The 15692-nt window shown below is 72.2% G+C and carries 14 protein-coding genes and 1 pseudogene; 11 read left to right on the forward strand and 4 right to left on the reverse strand.

Going from position 1 to position 15692, the window contains the following annotated elements:
* Nucleotides 1-201, reverse strand: a pseudogene (locus GA0070558_RS34485) (IS1380 family transposase); the annotation flags it as partial.
* Between the two features lie 1351 nt (nt 202-1552).
* Nucleotides 1553-1837, reverse strand: a complete 285-nt coding sequence (locus tag GA0070558_RS19645; protein WP_091282372.1) for a helix-turn-helix domain-containing protein — start codon at nt 1835-1837, stop codon at nt 1553-1555.
* Nucleotides 1838-2007: 170 nt separating this feature from the next.
* Between GA0070558_RS19645 and GA0070558_RS19650 the strand changes: the two genes are divergently transcribed.
* Nucleotides 2008-2400, forward strand: a complete 393-nt coding sequence (locus GA0070558_RS19650; protein ID WP_176734276.1) for a helix-turn-helix domain-containing protein — start codon at nt 2008-2010, stop codon at nt 2398-2400.
* Between the two features lie 78 nt (nt 2401-2478).
* Here GA0070558_RS19650 and GA0070558_RS19655 read toward each other — a convergent pair whose 3' ends face one another.
* Nucleotides 2479-3522: a LacI family DNA-binding transcriptional regulator gene (locus GA0070558_RS19655; RefSeq protein WP_091282379.1), complete on the reverse strand. Its 1044-nt coding sequence runs from the start codon at nt 3520-3522 to the stop codon at nt 2479-2481.
* 442 nt (nt 3523-3964) lie between these two features.
* Here GA0070558_RS19655 and GA0070558_RS19660 point away from each other — a divergent pair, with 442 nt between their 5' ends.
* The 9 genes from GA0070558_RS19660 to GA0070558_RS19700 all read left to right on the forward strand — a co-directional run bounded on the left by GA0070558_RS19660 (nt 3965) and on the right by GA0070558_RS19700 (nt 14664).
* Nucleotides 3965-5164: an extracellular solute-binding protein gene (locus GA0070558_RS19660; protein ID WP_091282382.1), complete on the forward strand. Its 1200-nt coding sequence runs from the start codon at nt 3965-3967 to the stop codon at nt 5162-5164.
* The gene (locus GA0070558_RS19665; protein ID WP_091282386.1) at nt 5161-6285 is read left to right on the forward strand and encodes an ABC transporter ATP-binding protein; all 1125 of its coding nucleotides are present in this window, start codon (nt 5161-5163) and stop codon (nt 6283-6285) included. The genes GA0070558_RS19660 and GA0070558_RS19665 overlap by 4 nt, the downstream gene beginning before the upstream one ends.
* Complete coding sequence (locus GA0070558_RS19670) at nt 6282-7223, forward strand: ABC transporter permease (protein WP_256092029.1); 942 nt, start codon at nt 6282-6284, stop codon at nt 7221-7223. The genes GA0070558_RS19665 and GA0070558_RS19670 overlap by 4 nt, the downstream gene beginning before the upstream one ends.
* Nucleotides 7220-8110 carry an ABC transporter permease gene (locus GA0070558_RS19675; RefSeq protein ID WP_091282390.1) on the forward strand — a complete coding sequence of 297 codons (891 nt, stop codon included), beginning with the start codon at nt 7220-7222 and terminating at the stop codon, nt 8108-8110. Before GA0070558_RS19670 ends, GA0070558_RS19675 begins: the two co-directional genes overlap by 4 nt.
* A gap of 67 nt (nt 8111-8177) precedes the next feature.
* Complete coding sequence (locus GA0070558_RS19680; protein WP_091282394.1) at nt 8178-9293, forward strand: Gfo/Idh/MocA family protein; 1116 nt, start codon at nt 8178-8180, stop codon at nt 9291-9293.
* Nucleotides 9290-10216: a DUF6807 domain-containing protein gene (locus GA0070558_RS19685; protein WP_091282397.1), complete on the forward strand. Its 927-nt coding sequence runs from the start codon at nt 9290-9292 to the stop codon at nt 10214-10216. The genes GA0070558_RS19680 and GA0070558_RS19685 overlap by 4 nt, the downstream gene beginning before the upstream one ends.
* Nucleotides 10210-10929 (forward strand): cupin domain-containing protein, encoded by a 720-nt coding sequence (locus tag GA0070558_RS19690; RefSeq protein WP_091282400.1) that lies wholly within the window; start codon nt 10210-10212, stop codon nt 10927-10929. The genes GA0070558_RS19685 and GA0070558_RS19690 overlap by 7 nt, the downstream gene beginning before the upstream one ends.
* 184 nt (nt 10930-11113) lie before the next feature.
* Complete coding sequence (locus tag GA0070558_RS19695) at nt 11114-12886, forward strand: hypothetical protein (protein WP_141722266.1); 1773 nt, start codon at nt 11114-11116, stop codon at nt 12884-12886.
* Between the two features lie 245 nt (nt 12887-13131).
* A complete protein-coding gene (locus tag GA0070558_RS19700) occupies nt 13132-14664 on the forward strand; it encodes a serine/threonine protein kinase (protein ID WP_091282406.1) in 1533 nt (510 codons plus the stop codon).
* An 18-nt stretch (nt 14665-14682) separates the two neighbouring features.
* On the opposite strand, the gene GA0070558_RS19705 is transcribed toward GA0070558_RS19700, so the two are convergent.
* On the reverse strand, nt 14683-15219 hold the full coding sequence (locus tag GA0070558_RS19705) for a hypothetical protein (protein WP_091282410.1): 537 nt from the start codon (nt 15217-15219) through the stop codon (nt 14683-14685).
* A gap of 170 nt (nt 15220-15389) precedes the next feature.
* Here GA0070558_RS19705 and GA0070558_RS19710 point away from each other — a divergent pair, with 170 nt between their 5' ends.
* Nucleotides 15390-15647, forward strand: a complete 258-nt coding sequence (locus tag GA0070558_RS19710) for a DUF6289 family protein (RefSeq protein WP_077935551.1) — start codon at nt 15390-15392, stop codon at nt 15645-15647.
* The last annotated feature ends 45 nt before the right edge of the window (nt 15648-15692 follow it).

Below are 15692 nucleotides of genomic sequence, written 5' to 3' on the forward strand. Positions count from 1 at the left end.
GATCATCACCGCGAGATCGGTCAACACCCGCCCCCGGTCCCTGCCCGGTGTGAACCCCCGACGCGCCACCGCCTGCGACAACGCCCCGGTCAGACCGGTCCGGTCAGCCAGCGTACGGAGCAACACCAACCCGGCGTGCGACACCACACCACGACCGCCGACCTCGACGGACAACCCTCTGGACCAATCGGTACTCTGCACCTACGAAGTGCCTTCCGCGCGCGGAACTCTGAACGACTCGACACCGGTCAGTTTTCCTTACGCGGCAGGCACTTCGCCGTCTCCGCAGACCCTTCCCAACCCCCAAGATCACGGCAGCCGTGAAAGACCGAGGCTACCGGGGCGTCCTCACGGCCACCAGAACCCCATCGGGGCCGACGGGTGCTCCACGGGTGCTCGTATGTCCCCGACACGGACGGATTCACGGCGCGAATCCTGGACTTCGACCTCGACCCACCCTCGCCCGGCTGCAGTAGGCGACACCGGGGGCGACAGTCTCCCCCGGTGTCGTCAGCAAGCGTTGGGCTCACCTTCGACGTCGGCTGCACTGCCAGCAGTCGCCTACGCCGCCTAGCCGGTCCGGGCCCTCAGTCGAGGAGACCACTGGTGCGGCGGGAGAGTGCGGCGAGCCGGCCGTCGGCCCGCTCTCACCCGGTCCTCACCCTCTGCCGTAACACCCGCCGGCACTCGCCGGGTCTGGCGCAGCGCCCTGGGTAGTGCAGTCGAATGTGGACAAGGCGGCGTCGCGGACGTCGATTGCCTGGCGGCGCATGATGACAGGTCACCGCCACGGCACGAACCTTCGATCGTGGGCAATGTCACACGGCGTTGCATGGTGCAAATTGCAACTAGCGACAAGCGCGTCGCTGCATTTCGTCAAACGTGTCCGTTACAAGGAATATGAGACCTTTTGTAAGGTCGGGAAGCAGGATTCGACCCGAATGTCAACGTACAAACCGTGTGGCAAGACGGTGAGGGAATAGTCACGGCGACCGGCGACCCCTGGGGCGGTGCCCGCGTTTCCGTCGCAACGTCCGTCACTCCCGCCCCTGCTGAGCGTTGAGTCGAACGCGGAGGGGAGTACGTAGACCTTCTTCGGGTCACCGGTGTCCGAAGAAACTGAAAGGCCTGAAGGCCCCAACGAAACAAGCCCCGCCCGTCCCGGGAGGCAGCCAGCACCCCGAGACGGCACGGTCCGAGCAGTGGAGGCGCTGGCCACCGCGTTCGAGCTTGCAGCAGTAGTGCTGGAGGCCCGGGGAAACGGTGGCCCTGCTGACGCAGCCAGGGCCACCGCCCATCTGCTACGCCTGATCGCCGCACTCGCAAAGTTCAACGATCAGAGGTAGCCGCTCCCGGTGCGGGGCCGGCGCATGCCGGCCCCGCACCATTCTCAGCATCCAACGAGGACGCTTCAATAACGACGCGGCACTCTCACAAATATGCACTGACGTGCGAAAACATCTGACTGTGAACCAGATGGCCGCCCGTCGATCGGGCATAGCGCGCAGTCACCTCCGGGCCACACCTGTCGGAGGCGGCACTGTGTCATGGGTCAGGACGGCGGTCGCGCGCGATGTGCACCCGGACCTAGCACCGGACCGGCGCCACCGGCACGGGGTGGATCGCCTCGCCCCCTTTCAGAGCCGGCGACAGTGTGGGCCTCGATGTAGGCATGCAGACTTCGGAGCGGGATGCGGATGCTGCCGTTCGGCCCGTCGCCCTTGATCGCCTCCAGTGCGCCGGCCCCGATGTAACGCCCGACGCTCCATCGGGAGACCCGGAGGACGTCCGCGACCTCCTGGACGGTCAGGAAGCGGTCTGTATCCAGCTCCGTCATCGAAGCCCACCTTGCATCGAATCGCAGCGTATCCGTGCGTTACAAGATGCTAGTCGACGCACGAAGCCGACGCAAAGCGATGCGGGACGAACACGCAGTAAGGCCCCGTGGCCTGGCACCATCGCGGCTGGGACTATGTCCGGATCATGCAGTCGTGCTACAACATGCACGTGACTCGGGGGCCCGAAAGGGGCGTGGCGTACGACCTCTGGTGGCGCGTGCGCCACGAGCAGGGCACACGCGGCTGGACGGACGAGGAGCTACGCGCCCGGACCGGCGTCGCCCGCACGACGGTCGACCGCCTCCGGGGTGGGAAGCGGCCACCCACCGCCCGCGTCGTCAATGCCCTCGCGGACGCCCTCGACATCGACCTGACCGAGGCGCACCGGCTCGCCGGTCGCGCGCCCGCCCCGCCGGCCGCCTCCATCGACGGGGAGGGCGCGCCCCGGGTGAGCGCCCGTGAGGCGATCCTGCGGGATCCGGCCTACACCGACCAGCAGCGCAGGGCGATAATGGAGCTGCTCGACATCTTCGAGCAGGCCAATCGCAGCCGCCGGCCGTGAGCACGGCCGGACCTGAGCACGGCCGGGCGGGCGGGGACGCCGCCACCCCGTCGGTCGCCTGGCGCGCGAGTGGTCGGCTCACGCCCCCGGCGCCGGGCCTGTCGATTGGCGCAGCACGACGTGGTTGAGGCCGGGCGGGTGTGCCAGGCTTTCCGGCTCCTCGCCTCTCAGGAGGGCGAGGAGCCGCAGCATCACCTCCCGGCCCTGCCGTTCCCGGTCGACCCTGACGGTCGACAGCGCGGGCCGCATGTACCGGCCGATCTCCTCGTCGTCCCAGCCGACGACGCTGATCTGGCCGGGCACGTCGATGTGCAGGCTCTGTAGCCCCTGGATGACCCCGAACGCGACCCGGTCGTTGGCGGCCAGCACGGCGGTGGCTCCGCACCGGGCTATCACCGTGGTGGCCGCCTCCCAGCCGGACCGTACGGTCCAGTCGCCATCGACGACCGCGCAGGAGGTGAGGCCGAGTTCCGCGACGGTCGCCTCGTAGACCTTGCGGCGGTTGCGCGCGGAGGCCCACAGGTCGGAGCCGGCCACGTGCACGAAGCGGCGGTGGCCGTCGGCGGCGAGTCGGCGCACGATCTCGGCCATCGGCGCGGCGTCCGCGAGCAGGCCCTGGGCCCGCATGTTGTCGTCGTACTCGCCCTCGACCAGCACCGGCACGGGAAAGGACGTGAGGTCGAGGCCCGCCATGCGGGTGGCGAGCGGGGCGAAGGCCAGGATGCCGTCGATGTTGTCGGGATGCAGCAGTGTGTGCATCCGGTCGGCCCTGGCGGAAGCGTCGCCTTCGAGCCCCACGACGTCCAGCAGGTAGCCGGACTCGTGGGCCGCGTCGGCGGCACCGTTCAGCAGCCGCGTGGGCACGAAGTCGGTGGGGCCGGGCAGCACGACGGCGACGCGGCCGGACCGCCGGGTCCGCATGGACCTCGCGGCGAGGTTCGGCCGGTAGTTGAGCTTCTCGATGGCCTGGGTGACCTTCTGCAACGTCTGGGGCTTGAGCCCTCCCTGGCCTCTGAGGAACCGCGACACCGTCTGGTGGGAGACGCCGGCGGCACGGGCCACCTCGTGGATCGTGGCAGCCTTCCCGGTGCGGCCGGCCGGCTCTGGATACCCGGTTGCCATGTCTCATCCCCCCTGGTCGGCAGCATTGATCGATGAGCGTTGACAGAAAAGTGATCGATCACTATCGTAGGCGAAAAGCATCGATGTGCGTCTAATTGCAGTGCGGGTCCGCGGCGGATCCGAACCAGCTGACCGGCGGCGACGGTTGCCGTCCGTTCGCAGGGTACTTCGCTCGGTGTTCGGGCGCGCCCCGGCCGGGTCCCGCCCGGTCCCCGCCGGGCGAGTTCCCGCCGCCCTCGTGCCATGCCCTGGCCCGGGCACCGTCCGTGCCGCCACAGGCGGGGCCCCGGCCAGGTCCGCGCAGTTCACGTCGCAAGCGATGACCAACGGGACCGGCCCGCACCAGCGGGCCGGGCGTCCGCCGGCTCGTCGTGCGCTGACGCCCGATCGGTGACCGCCGCCGGTGTCGGCCTCCGCACCATCCTGACCAGGAGGATCGTCGATGACGAGATCCCGTCCGACCGCGCTCGCGACAGCCCTCGCCCTGCTCGTCGCGGTCGCCGCCGGGTGCGCCGCCCCGGACCGTACCCCGGTCGCGGCACCGCCGACGACGGTGCCGGACCTACCGACCAGGCCGGTCGCGTTACGCATCCTGGACGTGTCCGGCGTCCTCGCCCTGACCAAGCCGATCATCGAGAACTTCGCCAGGGAACACCCGCAGCTCGTGTCCTCGGTGCGGTACGAAAGCGGCACACCGACCGACGTCGTCGGGAAGCTCTACGCCCAGCAGCAGTCGGGCAACGTCACGGACGACCTGGTGCTCACCGGCACCGAGGGGCTGTCCCTGCTCACCAAGCAGCAGACCGTCGTGCCGCTGCTGCCGGGCTACGCCACCGCCCTGCCCGACCCCGCCGCCGTGATGACCCAGGCGGCACGGCAGTTGCAGACCGCCCTCGACGGCACCGGCATGATCATCTCGGGCCAGCCGGACGGCCCGGTGCTCGCGTACGACACCCGGACGGTCGCGCACCCGCCGAAGACCCCGCAGGAGCTGCTGGCCTGGGCGAAGGCCCACCCGGGACGGTTCGGGTACGCCGCCGTGCCCACCGGCAGCGGGCCGGCGAACCAGTTCACCGACGCGCTGCCCCACATGCTCGGCGACACCAACCCGGCCGACCCGGCGACGTGGACGAGGACCTGGGCGTACCTGGCGGAGCTGAACAGGTACACGGCGCCGTACGCCACCAAGACCGTCGACACCTTCGACGCGCTCGCCCGGGGCTCGCTCGACATCGTGCTGACCGAGACCGGCTTCGACGTCCAGATGAGGGCGAAGGGCGTGCTCGGCGACCAGTTCGCGCTGCAGGCGTTCGACGATCCGGTCACGATCGAGGTCGCCCAGTGGGCCGCCGTACCGAGGGGCGTCGCTCCGGACAGGCTGGCCGTCTGCCTGGCCCTGATCAAGTATCTGTTGCAACCCCGTCAGCAGGCGCTGACGATCCCGTTCCGCGCCGCCTTCCCGGTGCAGGGCGTGGAGCTGTCGATGGCCTCCGCCGACGCGCGGGCGCGGTACCAGCGGTTCGGCAGCCCGGACTTCAACGAGCGGCTCCTGGCGACCGCGCAGGTGCAGAACCCCGTGGTCGGCGACCACGTGCAGGTGAAGTACGACATCTGGAACCGGTCGATCGGCGCGAAGAGGTGACCGGCCGGGGAAGCGGCGGCGGCGCGCTGCGGATCCGCGCCCTGCGCCGGGAGTTCGGCTCCTTCGCCGCGCTGGAGGGCCTCGACCTCGACGTGCCCGCCGGCGAGTTCGTGGCGCTGCTGGGCCCGTCCGGCTGCGGGAAGTCGACGGCGTTGAACCTGCTGGCCGGGCTCCTCGAACCGACGACCGGCACCGTCAGCCTGGACGGCCGGCGCATCGACCGGCTGCCGCCGGAGAAGCGCGGCATCGGGATGGTCTTCCAGAACTACGCGCTCTTCCCGCACCTGACCGTGGCCGACAACGTCGCCTTCGGCCTGCGCATGCGCGGCTGCCCGAAGCCCGAACGGGCCGAGCGGGTGCGGCGGTCCCTCGACCTCGTACGCCTGCGGGCCCAGGCCGACCGGTATCCGCGCCAGCTCTCCGGTGGCCAGCAGCAGCGGGTGGCGATCGCCCGCGCCGTGGTGGTCGAACCGCGGCTGGTCCTGATGGACGAGCCCCTGTCCAACCTCGACGCGAGCCTGCGGCTGGACCTGCGTACGGAGATCCGGGCGCTGCACCAGCAGCTCGGCCTGACCACCATCTACGTGACCCACGACCAGGCCGAGGCGCTGTCGCTGGCCGACCGGCTGGTGGTGCTCCGCGACGGCACGGTCCAACAGGTCGGCACGCCCGCCGAGGTGTACGAGCGGCCGGCCAACGCGTTCGTGGCCGGGTTCGTGGGCTACCGCAACAGCGTGCCGGGGGAACTGGCCGCCGGGGTGTTCGACGCGGGTCCCCTCGTGCTCCGGGTGGGCGGCACCGGGAGCACCCCGCCGGACGGTGGTCGCGTCGTGGCGATGATCCGGCCCGAGGACCTGCTGATCACCCGGGAACCCGCGACGGGCGCCGGCAACGAGGTGCCCGTCGACGTGCGGGTGTGCGAGTACCAGGGCCGGAGCTTCGCCGTCGAGGGGACCGGCCCCGGTGGGCGCGTCCTGCACGGCCGCTCGGACCAGCCGGTCCGGCCCGGCGAGCGGGCGGTGGCCGTCGTCGCGCCGGACCGGATCCGGGTCTTCGCCGCCCCCGAGGAGGGCGCGCGGGCCGGCGGGGCCGCCCTGTTGGCCGGTCGGGAGCCGTCGTGAGGGCGGCCGGGCCCGCCGGGGCCACCAGCGACCTCGACCACCCGGAGGCGTACCGGCTCACCTGGCGGGACCGGGCCCGCCAGCGGGGCCTCACGCCCACGCTGTGGCTGGTCGCGCCGGGCGTGGTGTTCATGATCGTGTTCTTCGTCTATCCGCTGTGCTACGGCGTCGGGCTGTCGCTGCAGGGCACGGGCGGCTGGTTCTCGGCCTACCGTGACTTCTTCGCCAACCGGCTGGTCAACGACCACGGCAGCCGCGAGTCGATCCTGATCACGCTGGAACTGGCGCTCGCCGCCTCGATCGTCAACGTCGCGCTGGCGGTGCCGGTCGCGTACCGGATGCGGGGAACGGTCCGGGCCAAGCGCACCATCATGGCGGTCGTCCTGGTGCCCATGACGCTGGGCACCGTCTTCGTCGCCTCGGCGATGAAGGAGTTCCTCGGCCCGTCCGGCTGGCTCAACCGGGCGTTGCTGCACACCGGCGTCGTCGACCAGCCCCTGCAACTGGTCGGGAACTTCACCGGGGTGCTGCTGTCGCTGGTGTTCACCGGGCTGCCCTTCGCGTTCCTGCTGATGGTCGGGTACACCTCCGGCATCGACCCCAGCCTGGTGCAGGCCGCCGCGGTCTGCGGCGCGCGTCCCGCCCAGCGGTTCTGGCTGGTGACGTTCCCGCTGCTGCTGCCCGGGATGACGATCACGTTCTGCCTGTCGTTCGTGCTGGCGTTCGGGGTGTTCCCCTCCGCCACCCTGGTGGGCAACGACGCCGGGCCGACCCGCGTGCTGTCGAAGATCGCCTACACCGAGTACAGCTACGGGCGCTACCCGACCGCGTCCGCCGCCGCCGTGGTCATGGCGGTCGTCCAACTGGCGGTCCTCGGCCTCGTGCTCTGGGGACGCGGCCTGCTCCACCGGGGGCCCACCACCGGGGGCAAGGGATGACCGGCGTCGCCGCCCCGCCCGCCGAGGAGACCGCCCCGACGCTCCCCGGGCCCGGCCGCCGGCCGCTCCGGCACACCCTCACCGGAGCGGTGACCTGGGGCGGGCTGTGGGTGTTCGTCGGGGGCCTGCTGCTGGCCGTGGCCACCGTCCTGCTCACCTCGCTCACCACGCAGTTCACCGACGGCTGGCTGCCGCGCGGGTACACCACCCGTTGGTACGCCCAGTCGTGGGCCACCTTCGACCTCGGGCACCTGCTGGCGACCACGGTCGGGGTCGGGGTCGCCGTCGTCGCGGTCACGCTGGCGGTGGCGCTGCCGACCGCCTACGTGCTGGCCCGGCTGACCTTCCCGGGCCGCAGGCTGCTCCTGCTGCTGATCCTCGTGCCGCAGGTGGTGCCCGTCATGACGTACGCCGTGCCGCTGGCGACCCTGGTCTACCGGCTGCGACTCAATGACACCCTCGCGGGGATCGTGCTGGTCAACCTGGTCCCCGCCATTCCCTTCGCCGTGCTGGTGCTCGTTCCGTTCGTGGAGCAGATCGATCCCCGCATCGAGCAGGCGGCCCGGGTCTGCGGGGCGACGAACCGACGCGTCTTCGTCCACGTCCTCGGGCCGCTGCTGGTGCCCGGCCTGCTCGCGGCCGGGGTCCTGACGCTGGTGCGGGTCGTGGGCCAGTTCGAGCTGACGTTCCTCGTCTCGGGACCGGACAGCCAGACGCTGGTCGTCGCGCTGTACGGCGCGGCGGTCCAGGCCGGCGAACTCGCCTCGCAGGAGATCAACGCCATGGCGGTGGTCTACATGCTGACCACCCTCGTGCTGCTGCTCGCCGCCCTGCGGCTCGTCGATCCGACCGCGGTGGCCGCCCGGGACCGGCGGTCCCGCCGATGAACCCGTCCGCCGCACCCCACCCGCAGGACCGAACCGCCGTCGCACCGACCGCCGAAGGAGCAACCGCGTGACCCGTCGAGACGAACGCATCCGGGTGGCCGTCGTGGGCACCGGCGGAATCGCCACCAGCAGCCACCTGCCCGCCGTCCAGGCACACGGGGACCGGGTCGAACTCGTCGCCGCCGTCGACGTTGACCCGTCCCGGGTCGCACGGTTCTGCGAGCTCGCCGGCATCACCGCCGGCTACACCGACCTCGACGAGATGCTCGCCGCGCGACAGCCGGACCTGGTGCACGTGTGCACGCCGCCGGCCGAACACGTCGGGCAGATCGAAGCGGTGCTGTCGGCCGGGAGCTGGGCCTGGGTGGAGAAGCCCCCGTGCCGCACGCTGGCCGAGTTCGACCGGATCACCGCCGCCGAACAGGCCAGCGGGGCGTACGCGTCGGTGGTGTTCCAGCACCGGTTCGGCTCCGCCGCGCGGCACACCGCCGCGCTGCTCGCCGCCGGTGAGCTGGGCCGTCCGCTGCTGGCGCAGTGCACGACCGCCTGGTACCGCCCGCCCGCCTACTTCGCCGTCCCCTGGCGCGGCAGCTGGGCGTCCGAGGGCGGCGGCCCGACCATGGGACACGGAATCCACCAGATGGACCTGCTGCTGACCCTGCTCGGGCCCTGGGAGGAGGTGACCGCGATCGCCGGGCGGCTCGACCGCGACGTCGAGACCGAGGACGTCTCGCTCGCCCTCGTCCGCTTCACCAACGGCGCGCTGGCCAGCATCACCAACAGCATCCTGTCGCCCCGCGAGGAGAGCTACCTGCGGATCGACCTGTCCGACGCGACCGTCGAACTCACCCACCTGTACGGCTACCGCAACAGCCACTGGACGTACACCGCCGCCCCGGGCGTGGCCGACGACCGCCAGCGGCGGTGGCGGCTGCCGGAGCCCGACCTGCCCAGTTCGCACACCGCCCAGTTCTCGCTGCTGCTGGCCGCGATGCTGGCCGGCGTGCGCCCGCCGGCCAGCGGGGCGAGCGCGCGTCGCACCCTCGAGCTCGTCACCGCGCTGTATCAGTCGGCTCTGACCGGCCGGTCGGTGCGGCGGGCCGAACTCGTCCCGCAGAACCCGTTCTATCACGCCCTGCACGGCGACACGGCCGGCTGGGCGCCCGCGCGGAGCACCGCATGACCCCCGGCAGCCCGGCCCGCCTGCGGGTCCGGCACGACATCGGCACGGCCGTCACGGTCGGCGTGCGGGACCGGGACCGGGACCTGGTGTCCTACGTGTACGGCGCGGAGCCGGACCCGTGGGAGTGCCCGGCACCCTTCTTCCACCCGGTACGCACCACCGCCGGCAACCTCGTCTCGGCGCACCGCCCGCACGACCACCGCTGGCACAAGGGCGTCGCGATGACGATCTCCCACCTGTCCGGGGACAACTTCTGGGGCGGCTACAGCTACGTGCGCGGCGAGGGCTACCAGCGGCTGGACAACGTCGGGTCGCTGCGGCACGACGCGTTCTCCCGGTTCGACGTCGGCGACGACCGGATCGACCTGACCGAGCGGGTGTGCTGGCGCAGCGCCGGGGGCCGGCACTGGATCTCCGAGCAGCGCGACATCGCGGTGCACGACGTCGACGGCCCGGCCGGCACGTGGGAGCTCACCGTCGCCACCGCGCTCACCAACGTCAGCGGGGGGCGGCTGGAGATCGGCAGTCCCACCGTCTTCGGCCGGGAGGCGGCCGGCTACAGCGGCTTCTTCTGGCGTGGGCCCCGCGATCTGACCGGCGGCACCATCCTCGCCGCCGGCGGCCTGGAAGGGCCCGGCGTGATGGGCCGCCGCGCGGCCTGGCTCGCGTACACGGGTCCGCACGACGTCGTCGACGCGGCCTCGACCGTGGTCGTGGTGCCCGACCCCGCCGCCGACGACAGCCCGCCCGTCTGGTTCGTCCGCAACGAGCCCTTCCCGGCGGTCAACCCGTCGCTGGCGTTCGCCGAGGAGGTGGCGCTGGCCGCCGGGGCGACCCTGCGGCGGCGTTACCGCCTCGTCGTCGCCGACGGCGCGTGGGACGCCGACCGCGTCGAGGAGTACCTGAAGGAGCACCCGTGGTGAACCTGCCCAACGGCGTCGGCGTCTCCGGGCTGGAGGTCTACCCCTGGGCGGCGTCGGACGGCTGCCACGGCGGCTCGCCGCACCTGCACACGGCGTGCACCGAGGCGTACGTCGTCGTCGGCGGGCGTGGCGAGCTGCACACCCTGACCCCCGCCGGTCCCGCCACGACCCCGCTGCTGCCCGGCACCGTCGCCTGGTTCACGCCCGGGACCGTGCACCGGGCGGTCAACCTCGGCGGCCTCAGGGTGGTCGTCATCATGGAGAACTCCGGGCTGCCGGAGGCCGGGGACGCCGTACTCACCTTCCCGCCGGAGATCCTCGCGGACCCGGCGGCGTACGCCGAGGCCGCCAGCCTCGGGCCGGAGCCCGCCGACTCCCCGGCGGCCGAGCGCCGCGCCCGCCACCGGCGCGACCTCGCGGTGCGGGGCTACCTCGCGATCAGGCGCGACCTGGCCGCCGGTGACACCTCGTCGCTGCGGGAGTTGTACCGGGCGGCGGTGTCCCTGACCGCGCCCCGGACCGCGGCCTGGCACCGCATCCTCGACGCCGGTCCCGCCGCCTCCCTGCGGGAGGTCCGGCGTCGCCTGCGCTCCCTGGCCGACGGCTCGGGCGCGCACCTGGCCGAGGCGAACGTCCGCGTGCGGACGGCACCCGAGCCCGACCAGCGGCCGTTCGGCATGTGCGGCCGGCTCAGCCCCTACCGGGCGACCTGAACGCGGTCGCCGGCCAGCCGGCCCACCAGCACCACCACCACCGGTGCGGGCCACCGCCCGCACCACGCACCACCGCACCACGCACCACCCGCGCCGTGCACCGCCGCACGGTGCGCGTCCCGCCCGCGCGCCGGACGTCCGGCGCGCGCGGCTCCCGTCCCCGGATCTTCCCAGGAGGAGATCGATGACATCCGTCAGAACAGGACGAACGTTCACCGCCGTCGCCGCCGGCATCCTCGTGGCCGCCGGCATCGTCGCGGTCGAGGCCCCCGCGGCGCAGGCGGCGGCCACCAGCACGATCACGGTCGACTACGGCGCCGACCGGGGCGCGGCCACCCAGGTCGCCAGCGGCTTCCTGCACGGCATCTCGGCGGCCTCGCCCGCGCAGTATCTCGTGGACGGGGTGAAGGTCAGGTCGCAGCGCGGCGCCGACTACCACCCCAACCTGCCGAGCCTCTACGACCCCGCCACGTACCAGCGGGTCTCGGCGACCGGCGCGAACCTGCGGGTCGGCCTCTACTACTACACGGCGAACCCGAACAGCCCGTACCGCAACTACCGCCCGGGGGACAACGGCAACTTCAGCACGTGGACGACCATCGTCAACGGCGTCGTGTCGGAGGCGGAGCAGAAGGGCTACCGGGTCAACGCCTGGATCCCCTGGAACGAGCCGGAAGCGCAGTGGGGGAACCTCTACACCACCACGTACTTCCAGGCGCACAAGGTGGCCTACGACGCGGTGAAGGCCCGCAACTCGTCGTACCGGGTCGAGGCTCCGGAGCTGAGCGCCTACAACTTCACCAAGCTGCAGCAGTTCCTCATCTACTGCCGCGACAACCGCTGCCTGCCCGACGTCCTGTCCTGGCACGAACTGAACCCGACCACGACGGACGTGCCCGGCCACACGGCCCAGATCAGGAGCTGGATGCAGGCCAACGGCATCACCCCGATGCCGATCGCGATCACCGAGTACCAGGGCAGCAGCTACGGCAACGCGGACGCCTGGGCGGCGGGGCCGAACGTCCGCTGGCTGGCGCAGTTCGAGCGCAGCGTCCCCAACGGTCTGGAGGACGCGTTGACCTCGGACTGGGACTACATCGGCAGCGACAACAACTTCATCGCCACGCTGGGCAACTCCGCCGACAAGGCGACCGGCACCCTGCCCAAGGGCGTCTGGTGGAACTACAACACCTACAAGACGATGACCGGCCGGATGGTGAACGTCACCTCGTCGTCCGCGACCACGGTCGACGCGCTCGGTTCGCTGGACACCGGCCAGCGCCGTGGCGTCCTGCTCATCGGCAACCAGACCGCCAGCGACCAGGGGGTGTCGCTGCGGCTGAACAACGCGTCGGCGCTGTCGCTGTCCAACGCCGTCCACGTCCGGGCGGAACGGATCAGCAACGCGTCGACCCTGTCCGCGCCGCAGGTCGTGCTCGACTCGGACGTGACGCTGTCCTCGGGCGGCGCCACCGTCGCGCTCGGCACGCTGCCCGGCAACGCCGTGTACAAGGTGCTGGTCACCCCGGCCACGGCGAGCGCACCGGTCACCAGGGTCGAGGCGGAGTCCCTGTCCACCACGGCCTCGCCCGGCCTGACCGGCCGGGTCTTCACCGAGGCCGGGGCCAGCGGCGGTGCGGCCACCGCCCTGGACGGGACCGCGAAGGGGCAGTACCTCCAGTTCACGCTCCCGGTGGCCGCCTCCGGCGTCTACGACCTGCGCGCGATCGGCAAGCGCAACGGCAACCGGGCGTTCCTGGCCCTCTACGTCGACGGCGCCATGGTCGGCCCGCCGCAGGACCAGTACGGGGGCGCGGCCTACTACCCGACCGACTTCGGCACGCTGTCGCTGTCCGCCGGCAACCACACCCTGCGGGCCGTGGTGGTCGGGAAGAACGCGGGTTCCACCGGCTACAGCATGGTCTTCGACCGGTTCGACCTGGTCAGGGTCGGCTAGGGCGCTGCCCCGGCACCGGATACGGGTGGCGGACGGTGGGTCGAGAAAGGTGTTCCGGTCGACCCACCGTCCGATCCGGGCCGGGGCGCGTCCGCGGGGCGGCGTCGCGGCCCGCCCGGGCGCGGACTGCATCGACGCCGCTGCGTGGGCGAACGATAGGCTGCGGGCGGCGTTCGAGCGGCCTGAGGAGAACGGTTGGTTGGCAACATGGTTCGCGCAGTGGTCGCGGCCTGCGGACATCCGGCGTGAACGACGGGCTGCGTCCCGGCGACCCGGCCCGACTCGGTGGGTACGAGCTCCTCGGCCGGCTCGGCGACGGTGGCATGGGCAGCGTCTTCCTCGCCCGGTCGCCGCAGGGGCGGCGGGTGGCGGTCAAGGTCGTCCGTCCTGAGCTCGCGCACGACGACGTGTTCCGGGCCCGGTTCCGCAGCGAGGTGAACCGGGCCCGCCAGGTCCCGCCGTTCTGCACGGCCGAGGTCCTGGACGCCGACCCGGACCACGACCCGCCGTACCTGGTGGTGGAGTACGTCGAGGGTCCCAGCCTGGCCCAGCTGCTCCGGGAACACGGGCCGCTGGGCGCGGCGCAACTGCACAGCATCGCGGTCGGGGTGGCCACCGCGCTCACCGCGATCCACGGCGCCGGGGTGATCCACCGGGACCTGAAGCCGGCGAACGTCCTGGTCGCGCCGGGCGGGATCCGGGTCATCGACTTCGGCATCGCCCGCGCGTTCGAGGCGACCAGCCAGCACACCCGGACCAACCAGCTGGTCGGGACGGTGTCGTACATGGCTCCGGAGCGGCTGGACACCTCGTCCGGCCAGCCGGCCGGCCCGGCCGCCGACATCTTCGCCTGGGGCGCCCTGGTCGCCCATGCCGCGACCGGTCGCAACCCGTTCGGCGGTGACTCCGCCACCTCCATCGCGATGCGGATCCTCACCCAGCCCCCGGACCTGGCGGGCCTCGGCGGGCCGCTGCGGGAGCTGGTCTCCCGGGCGCTGGCGAAGGACCCCGCCGCCCGGCCCACCGCCCGGGAACTGCTCGACGCGCTGCTGACCGCAGCGGATCAGGGGGCGTTGCCGTCGGGGTCGGGCACGGCCGGGCGCACGGGCTCGAAACGGCGTGGTTGGCTCACCGGGCTGGGCGTGACCGCCGCGGCGATCGCGGTGCTGGTGCCCGCCGCCCTGTTCGGCCCGCGGCTGCTGGGCCCGGCCGACCCGGACCCCACCGGGTCGACCACGGTCGGCGGGCCGGCGACGACCGGGCCGGCCTCCACCACGCCGACACCCGCATCGGGTACGCCGACCGGGTCGCCGTCGTCCGCCGGGGCCGACCGCACCCGGGCCATGCTGGCCGGCCAGCGGCGCGTCCTGCTGCACGTCGTGGAGATCGACCGTGACCTCTCGCTACCGTACGACGGCAAGGTCCACGTCGGCGACGGCACCGGCAAGGACGCCGTCTTCGTGCTCGAACCCGTCGGCGTCGACTACATGATCAGATCGCTGAACCCGGAGATCGCGCACCAGCCGTGCCTCGGCGTCAAGATCGATTCCGCGGGGTACGCGTCGCTGGTGGGAGCCGAGTGCTACCCGACCGACGCCACCCTGTTCGGGATCACCCGCGAGGGCAAGGACGACAAGGGGCGCACCTCCTACTCCATCATCAACGAGAAGTACGGCGTGGTGCAGTGGAGCCCCAGCCAGAAGAAGATCTACGTGGAGGTCCTCGGCGACGCCCCGGTCGGCACGACGTTCAGCCTGGTCGACCGAGGCGCGGCCTGACCAGGGGACGCGGCCGGCTCAGCCCGCGATCGTGGGGCCGAAGAGGGGATCCGCCGGGCCGGCGGTGACCGGCTCGGCGTGGTGCTCCGGCGGCGGGAGCTGCCTCACCGACTGCCGGGAGTGCAGGCGTACGCCCGCCTCCCCGCGCCGTGCGGCAACGGTGAGGGTGGCCATCCGCACCGGCTCCGGCGGTGCGGTGAAGCCCCGGGAGCCCCACCGCACCCAGATCGGCACCCGCCCGGCGGCGGCCTCGGCGAGCAGCTTCTCGACCGTACGACGCCGGTCGGTGTGGTCGACCTCGATCACCACCGGCGGCGCGGCCGGCCGGGCGCAGGCGACGTCCACGACCGACTGCTGCCCGGACATCGGGGGCGGCAGCGGCACGACGCTGGCCGCCCGCCGGTAGACCCGCCACCCCTGTGCCGCACCCCAGTCGGCGATCGTGTCGACGAGCAGCTCGGTGACCCGCTCGGTGGTGAGGTCGACGAAGGTGAGGGCGGCGAGCCGGTCGGACAGGTCCCCGGCCAGGCGCGCTCCGTCGTCTGGGTCGCTCATCGGGCCCGGCCCACCGCTGCACCGTCGTGGTCCGCGGCGGCGGGTCGCCCGGTCACGGCTTGTCCGTCATCGGCATCCCCGCACGATAGCCACCGCCGCCGCACCTACGCCATTGATCGACGGACGACTATCATCAGCGCATCCAGCCCGCTCGATCGAGAGGTGCCTCAGTGAAGAAGCTCGTGCGGAACGCCGTGGTGGCCACCCTGCTGACGGTCGCCGGCACCACGGCGGTCGTGGCCAGCCCGGCCCACGCCATCCCGTACCCGAAGGACAACGAGAGCATCACCATCGTCTACTACTCCGACGCCAGCAGGACCGTGGAAGTCGGAATGCTCGTCTACGGAAACTGCCTCGACGACTTCGAGTACGGCATCCGCACCGCCTACTCGACCATCAACCGCACCACCTGCCCCAGGAACCTGTAGGGGCTCGGGTGGGGCCCGACGACGAGCCGGGCCCCACCCGACGGC

The sequence above is a fragment of the Micromonospora haikouensis genome (genome assembly GCF_900091595.1).
Lineage (GTDB): Bacteria > Actinomycetota > Actinomycetes > Mycobacteriales > Micromonosporaceae > Micromonospora > Micromonospora haikouensis.

What these genes read in the sequence shown, in the direction of transcription:
- GA0070558_RS19660 (WP_091282382.1), top strand. Translation starts at nt 3,965, where the DNA reads ATGACGAGATCCCGTCCGACCGCGCTCGCGACAGCCCTCGCCCTGCTC.
- GA0070558_RS19695 (WP_141722266.1), top strand. Translation starts at nt 11,114, where the DNA reads ATGACATCCGTCAGAACAGGACGAACGTTCACCGCCGTCGCCGCCGGC.
- GA0070558_RS19685 (WP_091282397.1), top strand. Translation starts at nt 9,290, where the DNA reads ATGACCCCCGGCAGCCCGGCCCGCCTGCGGGTCCGGCACGACATCGGC.
- GA0070558_RS19675 (WP_091282390.1), top strand. Translation starts at nt 7,220, where the DNA reads ATGACCGGCGTCGCCGCCCCGCCCGCCGAGGAGACCGCCCCGACGCTC.
- GA0070558_RS19645 (WP_091282372.1), bottom strand. Translation starts at nt 1,837, where the DNA reads ATGACGGAGCTGGATACAGACCGCTTCCTGACCGTCCAGGAGGTCGCG.
- GA0070558_RS19705 (WP_091282410.1), bottom strand. Translation starts at nt 15,219, where the DNA reads ATGAGCGACCCAGACGACGGAGCGCGCCTGGCCGGGGACCTGTCCGAC.
- GA0070558_RS19655 (WP_091282379.1), bottom strand. Translation starts at nt 3,522, where the DNA reads ATGGCAACCGGGTATCCAGAGCCGGCCGGCCGCACCGGGAAGGCTGCC.